Annotated in this window: 24 protein-coding genes; 4 read left to right on the top strand and 20 right to left on the bottom strand. The window is 59.7% G+C overall.

Features of this window, described 5'->3' with window-relative positions; all coding sequences use genetic code 11:
• Positions 1–26: 26 nt before the first annotated feature.
• The 9 genes from nuoL to PLH32_03580 form a co-directional block, all read right to left on the bottom strand.
• Complete coding sequence (gene nuoL / locus PLH32_03540) at positions 27–2150, bottom strand: NADH-quinone oxidoreductase subunit L (protein ID HQJ63662.1); 2124 nt, start codon at positions 2148–2150, stop codon at positions 27–29.
• Positions 2151–2155: 5 nt separating this feature from the next.
• Positions 2156–2470 (bottom strand): NADH-quinone oxidoreductase subunit NuoK, encoded by a 315-nt coding sequence (gene nuoK / locus PLH32_03545; GenBank protein HQJ63663.1) that lies wholly within the window; start codon positions 2468–2470, stop codon positions 2156–2158.
• Positions 2467–2991 carry an NADH-quinone oxidoreductase subunit J gene (locus tag PLH32_03550; protein HQJ63664.1) on the bottom strand — a complete coding sequence of 175 codons (525 nt, stop codon included), beginning with the start codon at positions 2989–2991 and terminating at the stop codon, positions 2467–2469. Before PLH32_03550 ends, nuoK begins: the two co-directional genes overlap by 4 nt.
• Complete coding sequence (locus tag PLH32_03555) at positions 2988–3578, bottom strand: 4Fe-4S binding protein (GenBank protein HQJ63665.1); 591 nt, start codon at positions 3576–3578, stop codon at positions 2988–2990. The genes PLH32_03550 and PLH32_03555 overlap by 4 nt, the downstream gene beginning before the upstream one ends.
• 22 nt (positions 3579–3600) lie before the next feature.
• Positions 3601–4833, bottom strand: coding sequence for an NADH-quinone oxidoreductase subunit NuoH (gene nuoH / locus PLH32_03560; GenBank protein HQJ63666.1), 1233 nt, complete (start codon positions 4831–4833; stop codon positions 3601–3603).
• A 48-nt stretch (positions 4834–4881) separates the two neighbouring features.
• Positions 4882–6012, bottom strand: coding sequence for an NADH-quinone oxidoreductase subunit D (locus PLH32_03565; GenBank protein ID HQJ63667.1), 1131 nt, complete (start codon positions 6010–6012; stop codon positions 4882–4884).
• A gap of 88 nt (positions 6013–6100) precedes the next feature.
• On the bottom strand, positions 6101–6649 hold the full coding sequence (locus PLH32_03570; GenBank protein ID HQJ63668.1) for an NADH-quinone oxidoreductase subunit C: 549 nt from the start codon (positions 6647–6649) through the stop codon (positions 6101–6103).
• On the bottom strand, positions 6646–7152 hold the full coding sequence (locus PLH32_03575; protein HQJ63669.1) for an NADH-quinone oxidoreductase subunit B family protein: 507 nt from the start codon (positions 7150–7152) through the stop codon (positions 6646–6648). The genes PLH32_03570 and PLH32_03575 overlap by 4 nt, the downstream gene beginning before the upstream one ends.
• Positions 7153–7160: 8 nt before the next feature.
• Complete coding sequence (locus PLH32_03580; protein ID HQJ63670.1) at positions 7161–7550, bottom strand: NADH-quinone oxidoreductase subunit A; 390 nt, start codon at positions 7548–7550, stop codon at positions 7161–7163.
• A 295-nt stretch (positions 7551–7845) separates the two neighbouring features.
• Between PLH32_03580 and PLH32_03585 the strand changes: the two genes are divergently transcribed.
• From PLH32_03585 to PLH32_03600, 4 genes are read left to right on the top strand one after another with little or no spacing between them, the layout of a single operon-like run.
• Positions 7846–9789, top strand: a complete 1944-nt coding sequence (locus PLH32_03585) for a sialate O-acetylesterase (protein HQJ63671.1) — start codon at positions 7846–7848, stop codon at positions 9787–9789.
• Positions 9790–9840: 51 nt separating this feature from the next.
• Positions 9841–10995 carry a P1 family peptidase gene (locus tag PLH32_03590; GenBank protein HQJ63672.1) on the top strand — a complete coding sequence of 385 codons (1155 nt, stop codon included), beginning with the start codon at positions 9841–9843 and terminating at the stop codon, positions 10993–10995.
• A 10-nt stretch (positions 10996–11005) separates the two neighbouring features.
• On the top strand, positions 11006–11209 hold the full coding sequence (locus PLH32_03595; protein HQJ63673.1) for a hypothetical protein: 204 nt from the start codon (positions 11006–11008) through the stop codon (positions 11207–11209).
• 22 nt (positions 11210–11231) lie between these two features.
• Positions 11232–11465 (top strand): hypothetical protein, encoded by a 234-nt coding sequence (locus PLH32_03600; GenBank protein HQJ63674.1) that lies wholly within the window; start codon positions 11232–11234, stop codon positions 11463–11465.
• A 2-nt stretch (positions 11466–11467) separates the two neighbouring features.
• Here PLH32_03600 and speB read toward each other — a convergent pair whose 3' ends face one another.
• The 11 genes from speB to PLH32_03655 form a co-directional block, all read right to left on the bottom strand.
• On the bottom strand, positions 11468–12394 hold the full coding sequence (gene speB, locus PLH32_03605) for an agmatinase (GenBank protein ID HQJ63675.1): 927 nt from the start codon (positions 12392–12394) through the stop codon (positions 11468–11470).
• Positions 12391–13464: a deoxyhypusine synthase family protein gene (locus tag PLH32_03610; GenBank protein ID HQJ63676.1), complete on the bottom strand. Its 1074-nt coding sequence runs from the start codon at positions 13462–13464 to the stop codon at positions 12391–12393. The genes speB and PLH32_03610 overlap by 4 nt, the downstream gene beginning before the upstream one ends.
• A 114-nt stretch (positions 13465–13578) precedes the next feature.
• Positions 13579–14112: an arginine decarboxylase, pyruvoyl-dependent gene (locus tag PLH32_03615; GenBank protein HQJ63677.1), complete on the bottom strand. Its 534-nt coding sequence runs from the start codon at positions 14110–14112 to the stop codon at positions 13579–13581.
• Positions 14113–14249: 137 nt separating this feature from the next.
• Positions 14250–15287: a spermidine/putrescine ABC transporter substrate-binding protein gene (locus PLH32_03620; GenBank protein HQJ63678.1), complete on the bottom strand. Its 1038-nt coding sequence runs from the start codon at positions 15285–15287 to the stop codon at positions 14250–14252.
• Positions 15284–16063 (bottom strand): ABC transporter permease, encoded by a 780-nt coding sequence (locus PLH32_03625; GenBank protein ID HQJ63679.1) that lies wholly within the window; start codon positions 16061–16063, stop codon positions 15284–15286. Before PLH32_03625 ends, PLH32_03620 begins: the two co-directional genes overlap by 4 nt.
• Complete coding sequence (locus PLH32_03630; GenBank protein ID HQJ63680.1) at positions 16060–16935, bottom strand: ABC transporter permease; 876 nt, start codon at positions 16933–16935, stop codon at positions 16060–16062. The genes PLH32_03625 and PLH32_03630 overlap by 4 nt, the downstream gene beginning before the upstream one ends.
• Positions 16932–18095 carry an ABC transporter ATP-binding protein gene (locus tag PLH32_03635; protein ID HQJ63681.1) on the bottom strand — a complete coding sequence of 388 codons (1164 nt, stop codon included), beginning with the start codon at positions 18093–18095 and terminating at the stop codon, positions 16932–16934. The genes PLH32_03630 and PLH32_03635 overlap by 4 nt, the downstream gene beginning before the upstream one ends.
• A gap of 78 nt (positions 18096–18173) precedes the next feature.
• Positions 18174–18932, bottom strand: coding sequence for a hypothetical protein (locus PLH32_03640; protein ID HQJ63682.1), 759 nt, complete (start codon positions 18930–18932; stop codon positions 18174–18176).
• Positions 18933–19015: 83 nt separating this feature from the next.
• The gene (gene uvrA, locus PLH32_03645; GenBank protein HQJ63683.1) at positions 19016–21754 is read right to left on the bottom strand and encodes an excinuclease ABC subunit UvrA; all 2739 of its coding nucleotides are present in this window, start codon (positions 21752–21754) and stop codon (positions 19016–19018) included.
• Positions 21755–21944: 190 nt separating this feature from the next.
• Positions 21945–22481, bottom strand: a complete 537-nt coding sequence (locus PLH32_03650; GenBank protein HQJ63684.1) for an ECF transporter S component — start codon at positions 22479–22481, stop codon at positions 21945–21947.
• Positions 22482–22490: 9 nt separating this feature from the next.
• Positions 22491–23762 carry an AgmX/PglI C-terminal domain-containing protein gene (locus PLH32_03655; protein HQJ63685.1) on the bottom strand — a complete coding sequence of 424 codons (1272 nt, stop codon included), beginning with the start codon at positions 23760–23762 and terminating at the stop codon, positions 22491–22493.
• Positions 23763–23772 lie beyond the last annotated feature (10 nt).

Raw genomic sequence — 23772 nt, forward strand, 5'->3', positions numbered from 1 at the left:
GGGAGCAAGCCGGCGTGCAGCTCTCGTTAAAGAACCATATAGATCACCAGTACCGCCAGCAGGCCGGCGCCGAAGAGCACATAGAGATAGGTCTGGATGCGTCCCGTCTGGAACCTGCGCAACGCTTGTCCCCCCGCCCCGGTCACTCGGGCGATGCCGTTGACGGCACCGTCGATGACCACCGCGTCGTTGGCTCCGCTGACAAAGCCCGCCTTTTTTCCCACCCAGGCGATGCCGTTCACCAGACCGTCGATGATGGTCTGGTCGAACCAGTCGCTGGCACGCGACAGCCAGAGGGTGAAGCGGATAAAGGTCGCCTGATAAAACTCATCGACATAGTATTTATTATAGATCACCCGGTGGAGGCGGGGCCACGTTTCGATGAAGTGAGCCGGCACTTTAGAGCGGGCATCCTTGTAGAGGCTCAGGGCCAGCCCGGCGCCGGCGAAGGCGATCAGCACCGAGATCAGCATCAGCAGCCATTCAGTCCCGACGCTGTATTCATGCCAATGCAGATTCTGCGCGGCCGTGAAGACCGGCTCGAGCCAGCTCTCGAGGGCGTTGGGCAGATGCCAGAGATGGGGCAAGCCGATCACGCCGCCGATGATGGACAAAACACCGAGGACTTGCAGCACGACGGTGATGCTCTTCGGTGACTCTTGCAGATGATGCTCGATCTCGTGACCTTTGCGGAAGCGGCCCGAGAAGGTCATGAAATAGGAGCGGAACATGTAGAAGGCGGTCATGATAGCAGCGGTGACACCGACTGCCCAGATCAGCTGCCCGGGGATCAGGGTGTTGCCATTGGAGAAGCTTTTCCAGAGGATCTCATCCTTGGAAAAGAATCCCGACAGGAAAGGAAATCCGGAGATGGCGAAACAGGCCGCCAAATAGGTCCAGCGGGTCGTCGGCAGATAGCGGGCCAGACCGCCCATGTTGCGCATATCCTGGGGATCGGTCTCATGATCCCCGGTGTGATGCAGGGCGTGGTGCATGGCATGGATGACCGATCCGGAACCGAGGAAGAGACAAGCCTTAAAAAAGGCGTGGGTGAGGAGGTGGAATATGCCGGCCCAGTAGGCGCCGACGCCGACGGCCATGAACATGAAGCCGAGTTGGCTGACGGTCGAGTAGGCCAGGACTTTCTTGATATCATACTGAAAGAGGCCGATGGTTGCGGCATAGAGCGCGGTCAGGGCGCCCACCACGGCGACGGTGGTCATCGCCACCGGAGAGAGGATGAAGAGGAAGTGGAGCCGCGCGACCATATAGACGCCAGCGGTGACCATAGTGGCAGCATGGATCAGGGCCGAAACCGGGGTCGGGCCGGCCATCGCGTCCGGAAGCCAAACGTAGAGGGGGATCTGGGCGCTTTTGGCGGTGGCGCCCCAGAAAAAGAAGAGGCAGATGAAGGTCGGGGCGGCTATCCCGAGGATGGTCTTGCCAGCCAGCAGCGGCGCCAGCCCCTTGACCTCGCGAAAGATGAACGTCAGGCTGGAGCCATTCTCCAGCGTATAATTACCGCCGCTCCAGGAGCCACCAAGGGCCCAGAGCAGGCCGAAGAGGCCGACGAGGAAGCCGAAATCCCCGACGCGGTTGGTGATGAAGGCCTTCATGCCGGCTGAGGCGTTTTTTAGGTCCTTGTACCAGAAGGAGATCAGCAGATAGGAGCAAAGGCCGACGCCCTCCCAGCCGACGAACATGAGAATGAAATTATCTGCCAGAACCAGGGTGAGCATAGCGAACATGAAGAGGTTCATATAGGCAAAGAAGCGCCAGTAGCCCTCGTCCTTGTGCATGTAGCCGATGCTGTAGATGTGGATCAGGGTGCCGACGAAGGTGATCATCAGGGTCATGGCACCTGAGAGCGGGTCTAACCAGAAGGCCATGGGCACATGAAAATCACCGGCGCGGATCCAGTCGAAGAGAGTGTTGACCATCTGCCGCTCCTCGGCGGGTAATCCCATGAGGCGGAAAAAATAGAGGGCGGTGATGACGAAGGCCAGGCCCGGCATAAAGATGGCCAGGGTGTGGATCGGCGTTTCGCCCCAGCGACGGTGAATTTTCAAGCCGAAGGCCCCGTTGATGAAGGCGCCCAACAGCGGCAAAAACGGGATCAGCCAGATCCAGCTGACATGTATGCTTTCCATCCAGGCTACTCCTTCAAATTCACCGTCAGGTTCACATCGATATTCTTGTAGGACCGGTAGATGGCCAGGACGATCGCCATGGCGATGGCGGCTTCGGCAGCGGCCAGAACAATCACGAAGAGGGCGAAAATCTGACCGGAGAGGCCGTTCTCGACGAAACGGGAAAAGGCAACCAGGTTGATATTGGCGCTGTTGAGAATCAGTTCTACGCCCATGAGCAGGCCGATGGCGTTGCGGCGAGTGAGGACGCAGATCATGCCGAGCACAAAAAGCAGCGCGGCGACGGTCAGAAAGGCGTGCAGGCCGATGGTGAGCGTCATGATTTCACCTCCTCCTCGTCCTTGATCTCCTTGCGCACCAGCATTACCGCACCGATCAGCGCGGCCAGCAGGAGCAGTGAGAGGACCTCAAAGGGGAGCACATAGGTGCTGAGCAGCGCGTTGCCGAGCGGCGGCACCGAGGCCTCGATCTCCGCGGGCGTTTTCAGCTGCCAGGGGAACGTCAGTGCGAGATAGATCAGCAGCGCGGCGGCAATGGTGCCGAGGATCGTCGCCGGGATGACGCCGCGGCTAGGGTTGGACTGGCCGGCGTTTTCAATGCCGCGGGTGAGCATGACCGCGAAGAGGATGACAATCAGCACGCCGCCGACGTAGATGAGGATCTGGGCGGCCGCCAGAAAGGTCATCGAAAGCAAGCCATAAAGGCCGGCGACCCCGGCGAAGGTGCCGAGCAGGGCGAAGCCGGAATGGATGATGTTGCGCGAATAGACCACGATCAGGCCGCAGGTGAGGATCAGGGCCGCAAAGAGGCAGAAGAGGAGATCCGGAATGGTAAAGTTCATGCGGCGTCCTCCTTGTTTTTTTTCCAGCGCACGGCTCCGCGCGCGGCGTCGGGAGAGACCAGAGCCGGGGCATCCCAGCTCTTCTTGATGGCATAATAGGGGGCGTTTTGCGGCAGCCCTTGCGGTTCCTGGTCCTTTACGACCCGGTAGGCTGGGATCTTGTCGCCCGGTCTGACATAGCAATGAACCAGATTATTGGCGTGCCAGGTGCTCGCCTCGAAATCGGTGCTGTGGCGGATGGCTCCGGTCGGGCAGACCTCGGTGCAGAGGCCGCAGACCATGCACATGGCGAAATCGATCTCGAAGCGGGTGAGGAAATTCTTTTTCGTCTCCGGGTCACGTTCGGTCTCGATGAGGATGACGCCAAGGGGGCAGCGTTTCATGCAGGCCATACAGGCCGTGCAGATGGTGGTGTCGACCTCGAGCAGTCCACGAAAGCCAGGGGGCAGCATCTCCTGAACGGGCTTGGGTGTGCGATCCGGATACTGGATCGTATAGGGCTTGCGCAGACACCAGGAGAGGGTGACCGCCAAACCCTCGAAGATCGAGACCGCCGAATTTTTGATGTTGTTGAAATACTCGCGCACTATCGACTCCAGGTTAAGACTATCATGCCCAAATTTTGATATAGAGTTGGTCCTTCATGGCGCGGAGGTTGAAGAAGGCCCGCCAGATCAGGCCGATGGCGATGGCAAATCCGAGTCCGGTCAGCACCAGTCGCATGCCCAGCCAGATCCAATGCCAGAGTCCGGTCTGGGGTAGGATGACGAAGAGCGCCGAGCCGAGCAGGCAGACAAAACCGATCGGCACGAAATACTTCCAGCACATGATCATCAACTGGTCCACGCGCAACCGCGGCAGGGTCCAGCGCACCCAGATGACGATGAAGACGAAAACGCTGGTCTTGATAAAAAAGACCGCGATGCTGGCGGCGATCCAGAGGATCTTGCCCGCAAAAGGTGCGGCGGCGATGACCGCGCCAAGATCGGCGATGCCGGGGATCTGCCAGCCACCGAGAAAAAGGGTGGTGAGCAGGGCCGACATGGTCCAGACATTCGCCCACTCGGTGAAAAGGAAGAAGAGAAAGCGCATGCCGGAGTATTCGACCAAATAGCCCGCCACCAGTTCGCTTTCGGCCTCGGGAAGGTCAAAGGGGGTGCGGTTGCCCTCGGCGAGGATGGAGGCGAAAAAGATGAAAAAGGCGATGAAGGTGAAGGGATTACTGAAGAAGAACCACTGCCAGGGCCAGCCGCCTTGTAGGGCGACGATGGCCTGCATGTTGAGGGTACCGGCGACGGCGACTATCGTGAGCACGGCCAGACCCGCCGGGATTTCGTAGGAGATCATCTGCGAGGCAGAGCGTACCCCGCCGATCAGCGACCATTTGTTATTGCTCGACCAACCCGCCATGAGGATGCCCAGCACCACCAGGGTGGTGATGGCGGTGATGTAGAAAATGCCGATATCGATGTTGCTGGCGATGATGCCGTACCCCCAGGGCAGGGCGGCAAAGGCGGCAAAACCCCCGGGAAAGACCAGATAGGGCGCCATTTTGAAGAGGGTCCGGTCGGCCGCGTCGGGGATGACATCCTCTTTGAGAAAGGATTTCAGGCCGTCGGCCAACCACTGCCAGAAGCCGACAAGGCCAACCCGGTTGGGACCGATGCGCGACTGCATGCGCCCGGCAATGCGGCGCTCGAGCCAGGAGGTGATGCCCGCGAAGCTGGCCATGAAGACCAGCACAAACGCGGCGACGATGAGCAGCCAGAAGCCCAGGGCGAGGGTCATCACCCAGGGATCGAGCTGGAAATTGGCGATCAGCGAGTCAAACCAGTTTTTCATAGGCTCATTCTGTTTTAATCCAGCATGCAAGCAGCGGCGGATCGCGATCTATCGATCCACTTCGGGCGCGACCACATCGAGGCTGCCGAAAAAGGCCGTGAGATCAGCCACCATAAAGCCGGGGATCACTTCGGGAATCACCGCCATGGCGCAGAAGGAGCTGGTCCTGATCTTGCAGCGAAAGGGCTTGTCGGTGCCGTCGCTGATCAGGTAAAAGCCCATCTCGCCGCGAGTGCTCTCGACATGGGTATAGACTTCTCCGGCGGGCACCACGGGGTTGCGCGGTACCTTGGCCAGATACTCTCCTTCAGGGATGCCTTCGACCGCCTGACGGACGATTTTCGCCGACTCGACCATTTCGTCAAGGCGTACCATATAACGTGAGAAGGTGTCGCCGGTCTCGCCGCGGTAGCCTTTTCCGGTGATGACCCGGAATTGGAATTCGGGATAAACGCTGTAGGGATAGTCGCGGCGCAGATCGAAATCGACCCCGGAGGCGCGTAGATTCGGGCCTCCCAGGCCATACTTGATCGCCTGTTCTGCTGAGATCGGCACGACGTGCACGAGTCGTTTGACAAAGATCTCGTTGCCAGTGATCAGGCGGTTGAATTCGGGGAGGAAGGTCTCGAAGCGGTCGAGGAAGGCGAGGATTTCCTTGTCCAAGCCCGGCACCCAGTCGCGCGAGACCCCGCCGAAGCGCATATAGTTATAGTTGAGGCGGGCGCCGCAGATCTTCTCCATCATGTCGTTGACCATCTCGCGCTCACGCATGCCATGCAGGAAGGGGGTGAAGGCGCCGAGATCCATGGCGAAGGTGCCGCAGGCGATGAGATGGTTGATGATGCGGTTGAGTTCGCAGGCGACGACGCGCATGTATTCGGCGCGGCGCGGCACCTCGATGCCGAGCAGTTTTTCCACCGCCATGCAGTAGCACTGGTTGCCGAACATGGCCGAGAGATAGTCGACGCGATCGGTATAGGGGATGAACCCGACGTATTGGGTCGATTCAGCGATCTTTTCAATGGCGCGATGGAGAAAGCCCACCTTCGGCTCGGCCTTTTCGATGATCTCGCCGCGAAGGGTCAGGGTGAGATTGAGGACGCCGTGGGTGGAGGGATGCTGAGGTCCCATATTGACAATGGTGGTGTCGTGCTGCAGGGATTCCGCTGTACCTTTCATGGGGCTCTTGTCCTGAATTATACACTGCTATTTACTGTCGTGCCGGAAACAGGGCCTTAACCGACGCGGTGAAGTGCCGGGAAGCCTTTCAGGCTCCTTCCGGGGCGGGGCCGGGTTCCGGCTCGGGTTTGGCCGGGTAAAGCGGATTCAGCAGCGCATGGCTGTTCGGCCGGGTCGTCGGGATGCCGTGATAATCCGGGGCCTCGACATAGTCCTTGCGCAGGGGATGACCCACCCAGTCGTCTGGCAGCATGATACGGGTGAGGTTGGGGTGACCGGTGAAACGAATGCCGAAAAGGTCCCAGACCTCGCGTTCGAAAAAGTTAGCATTGCCATAAAGGGCATGGGCGGAGGCAACCTCCGGCTGATCATAGGGCAGCAGCACCTTGAGGGTGACCTCGCACTTTTTCTCGAAGGAGCGGATCACATAGACGATGCCCAGGCCGGTGGTATAATCAATACCGCCGAGACAGGAGAGATAAATGAAGCCATGTGTGGATTTGAGATAGTCGAGAGTGGGGATGATCTGGCCGGCCGGTGTGAGGATCCAGGGATCGCCAGCCTGACCCTGTTGCAACTCAAAGGGGATGTCGGGGAACCGGCTCTGTAAGGCCGAAAGGATCTCGTTTGGCGTCATTTGGCGATGGCCTCCGCTTCATTGAACATGCGTTGCGCCCAGTGATCTTTACGGATACGGTTCTGTATGGTCATCATGGCGTGGTTCAGGGCCTCGGGACGTGGCGGGCAGCCCGGCAGATAGACATCGACCGGGATGACCTTGTCGATGCCTTTGACGACTGAGTAACCCCGCGAAAAGAGGCCGCCGCAGTTGGCGCAGGAGCCCATCGCCAGGACGTATTTGGGCTCGGGCATCTGGTCATAGAGACGGCGGACATCCTCCGCCATCTTGTAAGTGATCGAACCGGCGATCAGCAGCAAATCGACCTGGCGCGGCGTGGCGCGGAAGACCATGCCGAAGCGGTCCAGATCGGTGCGCGGGCCGCCGGTCTGCATCAGCTCGATCCCGCAGCAGGCGGTGGCGAAGAGCAGGTACCAGAGCGAGTTCTTGCGCGGCAGATTGATCAGATCATCGATTCTGGTGGGGATGGCAAAACCCGCATCCCAAATCAGAGGCTCCATGGGGACTCCTAACGGCTTTCGATTTTCTTGATCCATTCGAGGTCGCCCCTCTTCCACAGAAAGGCCAGGCCGGCGACCAGGATGACGACGAAAAGGAGGATCTCGATGAAGGCTATCCAGCCCTTGCCCAGCCCGGCCCATTCGCGCAGCACGGTGACCACCGGATAGGTCAGAACCACCTCGACGTCGAAGATTAGAAAGACCAGGGCGAGCATGTAAAAGCGCGGATTAAAGTTGTACCAGCCGCTACCGATGGGCACTTCGCCACATTCATAGGTGGTATTGCGGTTCTTGCCCATGCGCCGGGGGCGGATCCAGCGGCCCAGCTCCATAGCGATCAGCACAAAGGCCGCGCCGAGCAAGAGGAACATGATGACCATGCTGAAATTGAATAACACAGAACATCTCCTTCGGAAGCTGAAGCAGATGAATTTCAGGAGGGAATCGCTGATTAATTGAGCAAAAAAATAGATATTCCAGCTGTAAGAAGCAAGAAAAAATAAATCCCCCCACCTCTTGCACGGCAAAGCGCCACCCTCTGCTCCCACCGGGACACAGGAATCTGCATGCTTGCAACGCCCCGGTTTTGACACCCCGCCCCTCTGGTTCCCGCCGGAATGCAGGAATCCGCTTGCTTGAAACACCCCGGTTTCGTATACTAGAGGGTTATCCCCTTTTCTGGAGAACCAAACCATGAAGCCTGTTCGTAAAGCACCCCTGCTGTTCCTTTTATTCTTTTTGCGCTTTGTGCTGCCAGTTTCGGCGGAAGTACGCCTGCCGCGGCTCGTCGGAGACGGAATGGTCCTGCAGCGCGGCGTGCCCCTGCACCTCTGGGGCTGGGCCGACCCCGGTGAAGCCGTGACTCTGGGTTTTACAGGCCGGTCTTTCGCTGCGAAGGCGGATCAAGAGGGCCGGTGGCAGGTGAACCTGCCGCCGCTGCCGGCCGGCGGGCCTTATACCATGGAGATCGCAGCCGGCAACCGGATCTTTCTCAAGGACATTCTGGCCGGCGATGTCTGGATCTGTTCCGGGCAGTCCAATATGGCGCTGCCGATGGAAAGGGTCAAGGAACGTTACCCCGAGGTGATCGCCCGCGCGGACAATCCTGCCATCCGCCACTTTTTTGTGCCGATGGTCTACGATTTCAGGAATCCGCAGAACGATCTGCCCTCCGGCCGCTGGGAGGCTGCTACGCCCCAAACCGTCCTCAATTTCACCGCCACCGGGTATTTCTTCGCGCTCGAGCTCTTCAACCGCTATCATGTGCCCATAGGCCTGATCCATGCCAGCGTCGGCGGTTCGCCGGCCGAGGCCTGGATGAGCGCGGAGGGGCTGCGGGCCTTCCCGGATCATCTGGCCGCTGCCAGGCAATGCGCGGAGGAGGGCTACCTCCAGGGCATCCGTGAGAAGGAGCAGAATTACAATGACAGCTGGTACGCTGCGCTGCTGCAGCGCGATCAGGGATTTGCTGGGGAGCGGCCGTGGTCCGATCCCCGATGCGATTCCTCGTCCTGGCCGGTCATGACCCTGCCGGGCTACTGGGCGGATGCCGGCCTGGGGCCGATCAATGGCGTGGTCTGGTTCAGACGGGAATTCACCCTGCCCGACTCCCTTGCGGGACAACCGGCGAAGCTCTACCTTGGACGGATCGTCGACAGCGATTCGGTTTACCTCAACGGGACTTTTGTGGGGACGACTTCGTATCAATATCCGCCCCGCCGCTATACGGTGCCCGCCCGTTTGCTCAGGGCCGGAAGCAACACCCTGGTCGTCCGCGTCGTCAGCAAGATCGGCCGCGGCGGCTTTGTAACCGACAAATCCTATGAGCTGGTGGCCGGCGGCGCCACCATCGATCTCAAGGGCCAGTGGCATTACCAGGTGGGTGCGGTTATGGAGAAGCCCCTCCCCGATCCAACTTTTTTTCAGTGGAAACCCTTAGGCCTTTTCAACGGCATGATCGCCCCACTGCTCCCCTATGCCATCAAGGGGGTGATCTGGTATCAGGGCGAGGCCAATACCTCCCGGCCGCAGGAATACCGGACGCTCTTTCCGGCGCTGATCGCCGACTGGCGGAATCATTGGCGGCAGGGCGACTTTCCTTTTCTCTTCGTCCAGCTGCCCAACTTCATGGAGCCCCGCTCCGACCCCTCCGAGAGCCGCTGGGCCGAACTCCGGGAAGCGCAGTTCCGGAGCCTCGCCGTCACCCGGACCGGGATGGCGGTGGCGATCGATATCGGCGAGTGGAATGACATCCACCCCCTCAACAAGGAGGAGGTCGGCAGACGCCTTGCCCTGGCGGCACGGCGGATCGCCTATGGAGAGAAAAAACTGGTCTGGTCCGGACCGCTCTACCGCTCGATGAAGATCCGGGGGAACCGGATCGTGCTCTCTTTTGATCACGCAGACGGCGGTTTGGTGGCCCGGGGCGGAGGAGCACCGGGGGCCTTTGCCATCGCCGGCGCCGACGGCCATTACCTCTGGGCGAAAGCCGAGATCCGGGGGGACAAGGTTGTGGTCTGGAACGACTCCATCGCCCGTCCGGCTGCCGTGCGTTACGCCTGGGCGGATAATCCGCTGGGGGCCAATCTCTGCAATGCGGCAGGACTGCCGGCCTCGCCCTTCTGTACCGAGAAATAATCCATCTTGCCGCTGCATGCAGTGCAGCTTTTAACGATCAGGAGTTCAGGGATGCATTTCCGGCTTTTACCGATGCTTCTCGTGCTCGTCGCTGGCCTCTCTGTCCCCGCCTCTGCCGGAGAACGCCCGCGAGCCCGCGATCTCGGCATCGTCGTTGGGGCGCTTGACCCCGGTCCCCTCAATGCGATCACGGATGTAGCCGGGGTGCGGGTCGGCCAGATCACCCTCATCCGCGGGGATTCGGTGCACACCGGGGTGACGGTGATCCTGCCGCATGCAGGCAATCTCTATCAGAGTCGTGTGCCCGCAGCGGTGGTGGTCGGCAATGGCTATGGCAAACTGGTTGGTTATACCCAGATCGCCGAACTTGGTGAGTTAGAAACCCCCATCGCGCTCACCAATACTCTCGCGGTCTGGCGTGTGGCGGATGGACTGGCCCAATGGATGCTCCATCTTCCGGGCATGGAGATGGTGCGCTCGATCAACCCGGTGGTCGCCGAAACCAACGATGGCTCTCTAAACGCCATCCGCACCACGGCGGTTACGCAGCAGGACCTCCTCAATGCCCTGGCTGCTGCAGCGGAGGGACCGGTGGCGGAGGGTTCGGTCGGGGCCGGGACCGGCACGGTGGCCTTTCAATGGAAGGGAGGCATCGGCACCAGCTCGCGCCTGCTGGTGGAGGGGCCTTGGCGGGTGGGGGTGCTGGTTCAGTCCAATTTCGGGCGCTGGCAGGACCTGCGCATAGAAGGGGCACCGGTGGGCCGGGAGCTCGGTCGCAGCGGAGTCCATCCCCATATCAATAAAACCGGTGACGGCTCGATCGTCGTCGTGATCGCGACCGATGCCCCGCTCTCCGACCGCAATCTCAAACGCCTCGCCGCACGCGCTCTCCTTGGCATCGGCCGGACCGGCGGCTTTGCCTCGAATGGTTCCGGCGACTATGTGATCGCCTTCTCGACCCATCCCGGCGTGCGGCGTCCTGCCGCGGGGAATGCGCCGTGGGCGGCTGAACTGGGTAACGCGGAGATGAATCCGCTCTTTGAAGCGGCCGTCGATGCCACCGTCGAAGCCATCTATAATTCACTGCTGCGGGCGAGCAATCAATCGGGAGCGGAGGTCTCGGTCGAGGCCTTGCCAATCGACGAGGTTCATGCAATCCTGTGCCGGTATGGAATCGGGACAACTACCGGAAAGGGCAAGCGATGAAAAAATGCGTATGGCTGCAGGAATGCTACTGGCAGGCGTTACCTTGCTTTTCGGCCAGGGGGCAGGATCGCGAATCTCTGGCGTAATGGGATCGAGCGGTTCGGCAGCACCGAAAACCAGTGGCGGCGCCCAGGCAGATACCCTGAAGCGTATTCTGGCGGAACAGCAGGATCCGATGGTCTATGCTATCGCCGAGGTGGGGGTCTGGGTGTAATCTGTCAGCAGAACTCTGCGGCTTGATACTGGAGGATGATGGCGTGCTGGGGGTGGCGCATATCGGCCTCGTCACCGATTGTACTTTTTTAGGGGGTGTCATCAAAGCCAGGCCGCATTACGACCAGTCGATGAAAGAAGCGACCTTGAGCGTCGATGAGGTGAAGGTCCTTGAGGGGGGATTTGCCTGTTTCAAGGCGAAAGTGTCGCGCCCCGGGCCGTTTTCCTTTATGGCCTCAAGCTTCTGCGTGAGATAACTTCAGGATTCAAGAATCGCTCCGGCCGGTTTTTTCGGCCAGCTTAGTTTTCCCCGCGCCACTTCAGCGGCGAGCTTTAAGCCGAGCATTTTGTAGGCAAGCCTTGCGGTGCAAAAGGCCGAATTGCGGTCGTTTTCATCGTAGGCGAGTTCGACCAGATCGAATCCCACCACATTTTTCCGCATGAAAATCTTTTCCAGCAAGTCAAGAGCCTCATCCCAGGTGAAACCCCCTGGTTCAGGGGTGCCGGTGGTATGGATGATGCTGAGATCGAAGGCATCGACATCGACGGTTATGAAGACCGGATCGGGCAGGGTGGCAATGGCCGCCTCCACATCGAACACCCCCTTACGGAAATCGTGCATGGTGCAAACCGGCCAGTGGTTTGCGGCGATCGCCAGCGCCTCCTCGAGGCACTGGGCGCGGATGCCGAGCTGGAGGGCGTGCGGGGTCATCTCGCGGATGCGGGCCATGACACTGGCGTGGCTGAGCCGGTTGCCTTCGTACTCCTCGCGCAGGTCAGAGTGGGCGTCGAGCTGGATGCAGGAGAGACGGCCGTGCTTTTCAAGCAGGGCTTTGAAATAGCCGCTCGAGATCGAATGGTCGCCGCCGAGCACCACCACGAACTTTTGGTCGTTGAGCAACGCCTGTGTGGTTTCATAGAGGGTCTGGATCATCCCCTCCGGCTGAGCGGGGATTTGCGGAGCGGCCACGGTGGCGATGCCCATGCGGTAGGGTTCGGCTTTGAGGACCTCGTCGTAGAACTCAACATAGGCCGAAGCTTCGAGGATGGCCCGGGGTGCGGCCGCGGTGCCGTGACCGTAGGATACGCCGCCCTCGTAGGGGAAGGGCAAAATCACCGCCGCTGCACTAGAATACGCGCAGAACTCCGGCTCCGGTGCGAGAAAGGGATGCTCGTTCGGCTTCATTGTGCGCCTGCCAGGGTCTCGATGAAAGCGGGCATTTGCCCGACGATGTTTTTTTGCGGGCGGTCCGGGCACTGGTCGAGGACAAAACTGACCAGGATCGGAAAGATGATACTATACTCGCCCCAGATCTGCACCAGTTTGTCGTCGCCGGTCGAGCGATATTTGCCCCAGGTTACCGCCTCGCTGAAGGTGCAGGAGGAGAGGCTGCCCTCGCGCTCCACGGCGGTGCCGATCTGCAGGCCGCGGTCGGCCCCCTCGAAATCGACGCCGAGGATCTGGCTGATGGTCGGTCCGGTTTGCTGGATGAAGTTCTTGGGACCGCCGCCGCCCAGCTCGACAAAGCCGGTACCATTGGCGCTAAAACTGATGGCGGCCGAATCGAAGATGTCCCTCTGGCCGGAGAGCGCGACCGGATAGCCCTCGCGGTCGGTGCGGGTGAGGTTCATAGCGATGGAGTGGTTGGAGAGCGAATCCCAGAAGATCGGCACGCCAGCCTGGGCGGCGACGGCGACGAAACTGAGTTCAGGATGGGGGGCGGTCTCGGCGACCCAGAGCCCCATCTCGTAATTGAATTCCCAGCTGCTCAGGGTTTTGCCTTTGAGGCGGCTGTAGCGTTCGACCACGAAATGGCGGATGATCTCGTCCTGGGCCTCAAGGGTCTCCTTTTCGCGGATGCCGACATCGTAGATGCGGGTGTCGCCGGCGGCGCGCAGGGCATCGTCATCGGCTTGGGGGCTGATCGCCTTGACCGGCAGGCCGAAAGCGAAATGGAGGTCATGGTAGACCTGGGCGCCAGTCGAGCAGATGATGTCGATGAATCCGGCTTCGAGGAGGGAAAGAACCAGTCCGCCCATGCCGCCGGCGATCCCGGCGCCGGCAATGCCGAGCCAGATGGTGTCGCCATCGCTGATCATGCGCTTGAAGAGATGGGCGCCGCGATAAAGGTTGCGCGCTTCGAAGGAGGTGGCGCCCATGGCATCGACCAACTCGGGGATGGACTGCCGGCGTTTGGTGCGGGCCGGGATGATATCCGGCGCGTCATGGAAATAGGAGGTAGTGTTCGGGTGCATAGGCTCCTTAAACGATAGGGAGAAAAGCTTCCAGATCAGTGCAAACGGAAATGGCGCACACCGGATCCTGTCCGGTGGAGGCGCCATTTCTATTCAACACCCGAGATAAGGCTGCTATTCCAGAATCAGGACTGCGCAGGCAACCACGGTGGTCCAGAGGCCGTCCTTGTGCCCTTCGGCCGACTGGCAGATGCTGCGGCTGACGAAGTGGTTCTTCTGGTCGACCTTGTACTCTTTTTTGCGTTCGTCCCAAGCCACTTCGGGATCGAGTTCGATGCCGAGGGTGGAGGCGAGCATGGTCGCAGCGAGATCTTCAGCGAAATCGGCCGATTTTTTCATGGTCTCGCCGAAGGCATGGTGCTCGCTGAGATAGCCATACTGGTTGGTGTCCTTGGGTGTGGCCAGGCCGATGGCGGCCGAGACCAGGCGGTTCGGCTCGCAGGTGGCCTCGCGCGCCATGACGACAAAGGTGATCTGCCCCGGCGAAAGCAGTTTGATGCCCTGGGAGCGGGTGATGATCTTGCAGTCCGGCGGGAAAATGGAGGAAACGGTCACCAGGTTGCAGATTTCAATGTCCGCATCGCGCAGTGCCAGCTCGAAGCTTTGCAGTTTGTTCTTATGATAGCCGACGCCTTTGGTGAAAAACATGCGCTTCGGGATGAAATGGTTGATTCTTTCCAATTCAGATGTCCTCCTGACAGGATGGAGTTCACAATGATCCCCCGGTCCGGACGGGCCTTAACCGGCGTGCAGCTGCAGCCCGGACGGAGATCCGCCGCCGGGGGTCACTCCCCTGCGGCCTTGATCTCGTCCCAGATCTTGATATATTTCTGGTTGTTTGCACCCAGATCCTGAATCACCTCGCCGCGGGCGCGGGTGGCCGCATCGGGAAAAATTCCCGGATTGGCCTTGATTTCCTCGCTCAGCAGGCCATAGCTTGCACTGTTGGGGCAGAGATAGGTGATGAACTCGGTATTGGCGGCGGCCACCTCCGGCTGGTGCAGAAAATTGATAAACTTGTAGGAGAGGTTGACATTTTTGGCTGCCCGGGGGATGACCAGATCGTCGGATGCCAGCGAAAAGCCCTCGGCGGGCAGCACAAATTCGACCTGTTCGTTTTCCTCCTTGACCTTGAGAATGTCGCCGCTGTAGCCATGAACCAGATGGAACTCGCCCGAGGCCAGGCCGGTCTTGTACTGTTCATTTTCGAATTTGGCCAGATTCTTTTTCCAGCCGATGACTACGGCCCTGGCGGCGGCCAGCTGGGTATCATCGACACTGTTGAGGCTGTAGCCAAGGTACTTCAGGGCGGCGCCGATGGTCTCGCGCATATCGTTGAGCATCGTCATGCGGCCTTTGAGATCCGGACGCTCGAACATTTTCCAGGTGGGTTGGATGTCGACAACCCGGTCCTTGAGGTACCCGATCCCGGTATAGGTGATCATGTAAGGGACGCTGTATTTCATTCCGGGATCGATGGCGATCCTGAGATAGTCGGGATCGATGTTGGCAAGGTTGGGGAGCCGGGCGTGATCCAGCGGCTGCAGCATCTCCTGTCCGTACATTATTTTGGCCATGTAGGAGCTGGGGGTGATGAGGTCATAGCCGGTTGCGCCCGCTTTGAGCTTGGCGTACATTCCTTCGTTGCTGTCAAAGGTGTCGATGATGATCTTGCAGCCGTTCGTTTGTTCAAATTGCTGTACCAGCTCCGGTTTGATGTAATCAGCCCACGTGTAGAGATGGAGGTCGGTGCTTGCAGATTTGCAGCCTGCCAGGAGGGCAAGTCCGACAAGAGCCGCCACGAGGAGTGTGCTTTTTTTCATCTGACCACGTCCTTGTTAGAGGTAAGTCTCTGACTTGCCCAGACCAGCGTGAAGGTCACCGCCAGCAGGATCGTCGAGAGCGCGTTGAGCACGGCCGGCGAGCCGAATTTAATCATGCTGTAAATGCGAATCGGGAGGGTGGTCGATCCGGGTCCGGCAACGAAGAACGATATGACAAAATCATCGAACGAAAGGGTCAACGCGAGCAGAGCGCCGGAGGCGATGCCCGGCGCCAGCATCGGCGCCAACACCCGCCACGTGGTGACCCACCAATTGGCACCCAGATCCTGCGCCGCCTCTATAACGGCCATATCAAAGTCCTGCAACCGTGCCAATACCACCATGGTCACATAGCTGATGCAGAAGGTGACGTGAGCGAGAAAAATGGTGAAGAGTCCGAGTTTGACGCCCAGGGCAACGAATGCGAGTAGAAGGCTCATGCCCATAAGGATTTCCGGGACCACTAGGGGTGTATAGATCAGGACGAAATGGAAACGCTGCAGCGCCGACTTGTAATAATGCAGGGCGAAGGCCGCGGTGGTGCCAAGCAGGCAGGAGAGCAGGGTCGCGGTAGCGGCGATGATAGCGGTGTTCTCGAGCGCCATCAGGATATCATGCTGCCCCATCAGCTTGATGTACCAGCGCAGCGAAAAACCGCCCCAGTGGCCGCCATAGGCCGCGGCGTTGAACGAATTGACGATCAGCACCACGATCGGCAGATAGAAGAAAACAAGGACCCCAAGGGTCACGAAAAAGGGAAGGCGACTGCTTTTCATGCCTTCTCCTGGATGATGGGGGGGCGTTTTTCGGCGCTGCGGGTCTGCATGATGAGCGAGATGATCAGAGGCAGCAGTACCGTCAGGGTCAGGATCGCTGCCAGACCGCTGGCGTGGGGCAGATTGCGGTCGACGAAGGCGCGCTGGGCGATCTTGTTGCCGATCATCTCGCTGTTGGGCCCGCCGACCACATCCGGGATGACGTAGGAGCCCAGAGCGGGAATCAGGACGACCAGAATGGCGGTGGCGATGGCGCGGCTGATGCCCGGCACGAAAATGCGGAAAAAGGCCGTCAACGGCCCGGCACCCAGGTCGCGCGCCGCCTCCACCAGGTTGAAATCAAACTTCTCCGCAGCGGTAAAGATCGGCAAAATGGCGAAGGGCAGCTCGGTATAGACCATGACCAGCAGCACTGCCTCCGGTGTATAGAGCAGTGTGGCTTCCGGCTGCACGACGCCCAGAAAAACCAGCGCCTGCTTGATCAAGCCCTCGGGGTGAAGCAACGTCTTCCAAGCGAAAATACGCACCAGGAAGCTGGTCATGAACGGGGTGACCACCAGCAACAGAAGGGTATTATGCCACTTTTTGTTGACCCGCGCCATGTAGTAGCCGGTCGGCAGGGCGAGAAGGAGGCAAAAGGCGGTGGTGAGGATGCTGAGCCAAAGGGTGCGCCAGATGATGGCGGGGTAGTTGGGATTGCCGAGGCTGCGAAGTGTCTCCAGCGTCCAGCCTGTGCCGATACCGCCATAGGGATCGGCGGGCTTGAAGAGGATGGCGAAGACGATCAGGGTCGGGATAAGGAAGAGCAGGGTGAGCCAGGCAAAGCTCGGCGCCGTTACCAGCCCCTCGGATAGGCGGCGGAGTCTGGTCATCCCGCGGCCCCTTCTTCTCCGACACTCTCCGGCGGCAGACTCATGAGTTCCTCGTCCGCTTCACTGTACCGTTCCAGCATGAATCCGTCATCTGCATGCCACCAGATCCAGACGGCGTCATTCCAGCGGATCGGTTCTTCGTCCAGATAAAAACGGTTATGCTGCTGATAGATGGCGATCTTGTACTCATCGACGCGGACCCAGTATTTGGTCAGGCCTCCGAGGTAGATGACATCCTCCACCTGGCCGGGAACGATATTATGGTTCGGGCCCAAGACCGGTTTGGTCCTTCCTATGCCAAACTTTTCCGGGCGGATGCTGAGGTAGACCGGGTTGCCGGCCGAGATCTTTTTATCGTTGAAGCAGACCAGGTCGGGAAATCCCTCGATCTTGAGGCGGCTGTATTCCTTGCTGACCAGCTCGCAGGCCTCGCCTTCGAAAAAGTTGGTATCGCCGATAAAAGCGGCGACGAAGCTGCTGCGCGGGGCTTCGTAAATCTCCGCCGGTGTGCCGATTTGCTCGATGCGGCCGTGGTTCATCACCGCGATGCGGTCGCTGAGGCTCATCGCCTCGCTCTGATCATGGGTGACATAAACGAAAGTGATGCCCACTTCATCGTGGATGATGTCGAGTTCAAGGAGCATTTTTTGGCGCAGTTTGAGGTCGAGGGCAGCCAGTGGCTCGTCAAGGAGCAGCACCTGGGGTTTCATGATCAGGGCGCGCGCCACAGCCACCCGCTGTTTTTGGCCGCCGCTGATTTGTGCCGGTTTTTTGTTTGCTTCGGCCTCGAGCTGCACTAGGGCAAGCATCTTATCGACCTCGGCCTCGATCTCCGTCCTGGGCAGTTTTTGCACCTGGAGGCCGAAGGCGATGTTTTGGCGCACCGTCAGATGGGGAAAGAGGGCGTAGCTCTGGAAGATGGTATTGACCTTGCGTTTGTTGGGTGGTAAGGGTGTGATCTCCTCATCAGCGAGGAGGAGGTGTCCGGTATCGGGCTGCTCAAAGCCGGCCAGCATCCGCAACAGGGTGGTCTTGCCGCAGCCGCTGGGGCCCAGCAGGGAAAAAAATTCGCCTTTGCGGATCGAAAGGGAGACGCCATCTACCGCGCAAAGGCTGCCGAAATGTTTGGATACGTTAACGATCTCGAGAAACTCGGCCATTCTAGCGCTAATTCCTCCATGAATACCCGCGGAGGGGTACTCCAATTGCGGAACCTTTTGTGCGATCCAGGGGGGTCATCAGAACTCCTTGCCGGCGGTCAGGCCAAAGCTGCTGGTGTGGTTCTTGAGGTAGGGTTTCAGCTCATGGTTGAGGGTCCGGTTATACTGAAACCAGGGCTGGAGATAAAGGCCGGTAGGAAGGGTCCAGGTCAACCGGCCATCGATGGAGAGCAGACTGGCCGTGGCCTTGCTTAGGCCGAAGTAGGCGTCGTTGAACTTGGCCGAGCCGGCGCCAAGCATCAGGGCGCCGGAGGCACTGACCTGATCAGTGAGCTCCTTTTCGATCTCCACGCCTTCCTGGGTATAGAGGGCGCCGGTATATTCTACGATGTCGTACATAAACCCGGCTTTCAGGGTCAGGATCCCGACCGGATAACCGACGATGCAGGCCAGTTCGCCGGTGCTGGGGGCATCCGGTTGATTGATGTAGTGGTAATAGTTGAAATAGGTCTCGAACGCGAAGTTTTGCCAGGCAAACGCGTAGGTGAGTGCGGCATCGATTTCCGGCCGTTTGATATCATCCTTTGGGGTACTGAGCGACCAGGAACTCCACAGGGAGAGGGTGATGTTTTTACGGGTGATCCAGACGTTAGGCTGCAAGATCGCCGCCTCATTGACGGTCATGCCGCGCCAAAGATAGTTGTTGGTCCCTGTCATCTCGACGCCGCCGCTCCAGGCCGGTTCGGCCTCGCTCAGCGAATCCGGCTCCGCAGGAAAAGCGATGGGTGCCTGGCTCAGGATGGCCAGCAGGATGGTGGACAGCAGGATAGTGCGCATAGGCAGGTTCTTTCGTTGACGGATGCATTCTGTATAAAACGGGTAGAAAATAGATATTATTTTTTTGGGATGCAATGGATTTTTTATCCGGGTTTTTCGAGCATCGGTCTGAGGTAGGTCGCGGTGTAGGAGGTATCGGCGGCAGCGACCTCCTCCGGTGTGCCTTGTGCCACGACGTAGCCGCCGTTCTCGCCGCCTTCCGGTCCGAGGTCGATGATGTAATCGGCGCATTTGATGACATCGAGGTTGTGCTCGATGATCAGCACCGAATGGCCGGCAGCGATCAGTGTGTCGAAGCAGTGCAACAGGGTAGCGACGTCATCGAAATGGAGGCCGGTGGTCGGCTCGTCAAAGATGTAAAGGAGCTGTTTGCGCCGGGGATCGCTGAGATGGGCGGCCAGCTTGACCCGCTGGGCTTCGCCGCCGGAGAGGGTGGTCGCCGGCTGGCCCAGTTTGAGATAGCCCAGGCCGACCTCCTTGAGCAGCTTCAGACGCCGGGTCACCGCCGGTTCGTGCGCGAAAAAATCGAGGGCCTCACTAACCGTCATCTCCAGCACCTCAGTCACATTTCGGCCACGGTACTGGATGTCGAGGATGTCGCGGCGGTAGCGTTTGCCGCCGCAGCTGTCGCATTCCAGAAAGAGATCAGCCAGGAACTGCATCTCGACCCGCACCACGCCGGCGCCTTCGCAGGTTTCGCAGCGGCCGCCGGGGACATTGAACGAAAAGGCGCCCGATTTCAGGCCGCGCACGCGGGCGCGGTGGGTCTCGGCGAAGAGTTGCCGGATCGGATCGAAAGCCTTGACATAGGTGGCCGGATTCGAGCGTGGCGTGCGGCCGATGGGCGATTGATCGACCATGACCACATCGCCGATATAGCCATCTCCGCTGATGCTGTGGAAATGGCCCACCCGCTTCTTCCAATCGCCTCGTTTTTTCATCATCCCCGCATAGAGCACATCCCGCACCAAGGTGCTTTTACCCGAGCCCGAGACGCCGGTCACCACCGTCATTACCCCCAACGGGATATCGAGGTCGATATTCTTGAGATTGTGCTCGCGGGCGCCGCGAATCTGCAGCTTGGGGCCGGTCAATGGTCGACGCCGGTCTGGCAAGGGTATACGTTTGTTGCCGCGCAGATAGGCGCCGGTCAGCGACCGACCATCGACGCGGATCTCATCGAAGGTTCCGCTGAAGATCACCTCACCCCCGCTGGCGCCCGCACCGGGACCGAGATCGATGATTTGATCGGCCTGGCGCATCATCTCCCGGTCGTGTTCGACGACCACCACGGTATTGCCGATATTGCGCAGGGCCTTGAGGATCTCCACCAGTTTTTGGCTGTCGCGTGGATGCAGACCGATGGTCGGCTCATCGAGAATGTAGAGCGCGCCCACCAGCTGGGCGCCGAGGGCGGTGGCGAGATTGATGCGTTGGAACTCGCCGCCCGAAAGGGTGCCGATACGCCGGTCGAGGGTCAGGTAACCCATTCCGATGGCATTGAGGTAGGTCAACCGGTTGCGCAACTCCGTCAGAATTTGGCCGGCAATCGCTGTCTCGTACTCGCTCAGCGTCAGCCTCTTGAAAAAATCCAGGAGATCCTGCAGAGAACTTCGATTGAGATCGGCAATCGTCGCCCCCAGAATGCGGAAATAGAGCGCTTCAGGGCGGAGGCGCGAGCCATTGCAGGCCGTACAGGTGACATACCCACGGTACCGGCTGAGAAACACCCGCACCCCGATCTTGTATTTTTTGGTTTCGAGCCAGCTGAAAAAGGCATTGATACCGGGAAAGTCGCCGGCGCCATCCCAGAGAAAAGCCCGCGCCTCCGGCCCCAGCTCGGCGTAGGGGGTATCCAAATCGATGCCGTGCTGCGGTGCTTCCCGCAGCAACAGCTCGAAGAGTTCGCGGTGGCTGGGGGTGGTCCAGGGAGCAATGCACCCCCCGGCAATGCTCTTCTCTGGATGGGGGATGACCAATTCCTCGTCAATGGTGATGATGTCGCCAAAGCCGTTGCAGACGGGACAGGCACCCGTCGCATGATTGAAAGAAAACAGCCCGGGCTGCGGCTCGGTGAGGACGATGCCGCAGCGGGCGCATTCGTATCCCTGCGAAAAGGGATGTGAGGGCTCCTCGATAAAATGAAGATCGAGATGCCCCTTGCCCATCTCGAAGGCCTGCTGCGCTGAATCGGCGATGCGGCCGGCCATTTCGGGGGCGGTGACCAGGCGATCGACAATGACGTCGACGCGCTCTGTGCCGGGCGCGAGTTGTTCCAGCGGCAGGACTTTGCCCTCAGCGTGGACGCGATAATAGCCCTTCTGACGCAGCTGCTGCAAACTGGCTGCATCAGCGGCGTGCGGGAAAGTGATGGTGCAACGGCTGCCGACCGGCCGCCCCTGGATGTAAGATACCACATCGTGGACCTGCTCCCGTCGCACCGGCTGGCCGCAGGAGGGACACCAGGCTTCGCCGATGCGGGCGAAGAGCAGACGCAAATAATCTTGGATTTCAGTTGCCGTGCCGACAGTGGAGCGGGAGCTCTGGTTGGTGTTCTTTTGCTCGATGGCCACGGCGGGCGAGATGCCGTGAATCTTGTCGACGTCCGGCCGTTCCATCCGCTCCAGGAATTGCCGTGCATAGGCGGAGAGCGACTCGACATACCGGCGCTGACCTTCGGCGTAAAGGGTGTCAAAGGCGAGACTGGATTTCCCCGATCCCGAAACCCCGGTGATCACCACCAGCTGGTTGCGGTGAAGGGTGACGGAAATATTTTTGAGATTATGGGTGCGCGCCCCGATGATCTCGATATCTTTGGACATGAGCCTGGATCGACCTCGATAGGTTGCCGGCAAACAGACTTTTATGATACGAAAAAAAAGCGACAAATTCAACACAATAGCTCCGGGCGCAGCGGCAGGTGCCGGCTCTCAAGTCATTTGGAGTCATTCGGTTTCACGACGGGCGGCATGCGCATGCCGCCGCAGATGGGGAGGTCAGGAAGGGGGGTGGTTATCGGGGCGGGGCGAGAATGCGCCGGCGCAGCAGCAAAGCATGAAAGAGCAGCGCCAGCGCGCCGCCGAGCAGGGCGGTGATCCATTGGGGCAGGGTCATCATGGTGATGATCTTTTCGGGCAGCGTCCTGGAGAGGAGCAGGGGCATGATCAGGCGCGCGGCCAGCAACAGCCAGAGGAATTTGGCGGTTGATCCCAGGATTATCCCGACCCAGGCACGCCAGGACTGCAACGGTGATGCGGATTTCCGGCTGCCGAGGGCGCCAAAGAGCAGAACGTAAAGGGCGTTGCCGCACAGGATGAAGGGAACGAAGGGGGCCAGCACCGGCGGCAGTTGGCCGCGGATCAGAGCGATAAGCGGCGTGATGGCGCCGAGGGCGATCCCTCCGCTTATCCCGGAGATCAGAGTGGTCAGCACCAGCATCAGATTGACCAAGGGACCGGTCATGGGCTGCGGCAGGCCGATCATTTCAATGATCAGGGTGATGGCGATCAGCAAAACCAGACGAGTCAGTCTAGCGGTTCTCGGATTCATCGGCAGCGGTTATTCCGTTCTGTTGAAGACCAGGGGCAAATTGACGGTGACTGATCCCGCGGTGATTTTGTCAAAGCGCAGACGGCGCAGCAGACCAAGGAGCTCGCGGACGAACTCGTCCTCGCTGATGTTGCTCTCGACCACCACGATGTTCGAGACCGTGCCATCCGCCTCGATGGTCAGATCGACATTGAGCTTGCCGCGCATATCCGGATGGAGTCGCAGATGTTTGTTATAGATGTACATCATACGCGCCTGCTGGGCGTTGATCACCCCCATCACCGCATCGGCGGAACGCTGCACCCGGGCGGTCTCGGAACCACGGATATCGCCCGGGGCCTGGATGGCGACTTGCCCCTTCTTTTCCAGTTTGACGCTCTCGACGCCCTTGGCTTCGGTGATCAGCTGATCGACATTGCCCAGGGCGGCGACGTTGAACTCATCGAGGACAACCTGGTCATAGGCTTGGTCAGCGGAACTGCGGCCGCGGCTGCCGTTGCCTTGACCGAGCCCCAGCCCCCCTTCACCTCCGCCGCCGCTGCCGCCGCGCAGTTTGGCTTGCGAGAGCAGCCGATCGAGGTCCTGTATCGAGTTGTCGCTGACGAGAAATTCGATGCCGTTGTTCTTCTTGTCCTTGTCGCTCACCGGTACAATCACCCCGAGAACGCCGATGATGCCCGAGGTGCTGCCGCCGAGCAGATTGTCGCCGCCGATGGGCTGATTCAAATCCTCGGCAATCGAGGGGGGCGGTTCCAGCTCGATGTATTTAGTGATCCGCACCTTCTTTTCAAGGGCCTCCTCCGGCTGCAAATAGACGACAAGCCAGTATACACCGACGGCGAAGAACTCGATGACGGCGGCGATGCCCAGAGCCCAGACCATGTATTTGTGGCTGTACCGTTTCAGTTCCTGCAATCCGTTATCCCGGATCGGCTGCAGCACCGCGGGCTGCAGGTTGGACGGCGCTTCATGCAGGACTCTGCGCTCCTCGGTTTCCTGGCGTTTGAGCTGCTCGATTTCCGCCTTGAGCCGGGCGATGCCCTCGCCGAGAGGGCGCAGCTGGGCGACGATAACCTCCAATTCACTGCGGGTGACGCCATCGAAGGGATGGGCGAGACAGCGCTGCCGGACGGCTGGGTCCTGCAGTTCGGCGCGCTTTTCGATCAGGCCATGGTCGCGATACAAGGTGTAGAGCCGTTCGTGCAAGGCGCTCTGGAGTCCAACGAGTTGTTCGCGGGTCTGCTCCAGCTGCCGGCGTTGTTTTTTGATATCCAACTGCATTACTTCCTCA

It is taken from the genome of bacterium (assembly GCA_035419245.1).
Taxonomy (GTDB): domain Bacteria; phylum Zhuqueibacterota; class Zhuqueibacteria; order Residuimicrobiales; family Residuimicrobiaceae; genus JAKPUX01.